This is a genomic window from Rhodococcus sp. HM1 (genome assembly GCF_023218075.1).
In the GTDB taxonomy this organism is placed as follows: Bacteria; Actinomycetota; Actinomycetes; order Mycobacteriales; family Mycobacteriaceae; genus Rhodococcus.
Genome location: NZ_JALPTB010000193.1, coordinates 1 through 681 on the forward strand (window position 1 = coordinate 1; position 681 = coordinate 681).

At 68.4% G+C, this 681-nt stretch carries 1 protein-coding gene; it reads right to left on the bottom strand.

Annotated elements, in window-relative coordinates; translation table 11 throughout:
- Positions 1–681 (bottom strand): AMP-binding protein (locus M1M07_RS32370; RefSeq protein ID WP_248676788.1); only part of this gene is annotated, 681 nt, incomplete at both ends.

Consider the following 681-nt stretch of genomic DNA (forward strand, 5'->3'; position numbering starts at 1 on the left):
CCGGACCCAACCCGAACGCCGCGACCTTCCACACCAACTGATTCGCCACCGCCCGATGCGGCACCGCCACACCCTTCGGACGACCCGTCGAACCCGACGTGAAGATCACATACGCCGTGTGCTCCGGGCGCAGCGGAACGATCCGCTCCTCGTCCGTGATCGGCGCGGTGGACAGATCCGTGGTAACCGCGTCGTCGACGAACAGCACCGGCCGCCCACCACCGCCGACGCCGAAGACACCGCCACCGAAATCGTCACGGTGCGTGGTCAGCACACACACCGGATCCGCGGTGCCGAGAATGTAGTCCGTCCGCTCTGCCGGCTGATCCGGATCCACCGGCAGGTAGGCACCACCGGCCTTCGCGACCGCAACCATGCCGATCACCAGCTCCACCGACCGGCGCATACCCAGTGCCACAGTGGATTCCGCGCGCACTCCGGCGGCGATCAGCTGCCGCGCCAGCAGGTTGGCACGGGCGTCGAACTCGCGATAGGTCAGCGCGACACCGTCGGCCTGGACAGCGACGGCGTCCGGGTTCGCGGCGACCTGCGCGTCGAACAACGACACCAACGTCGCCGACGCATCCACCTCGTGCGCAGTGTCGTTGAACGACTCCAGAATCCGCGACCGCTCCCCCGCACCGAGGATCTCCAGATCCCCGACCGGGCGCGACGGATCCG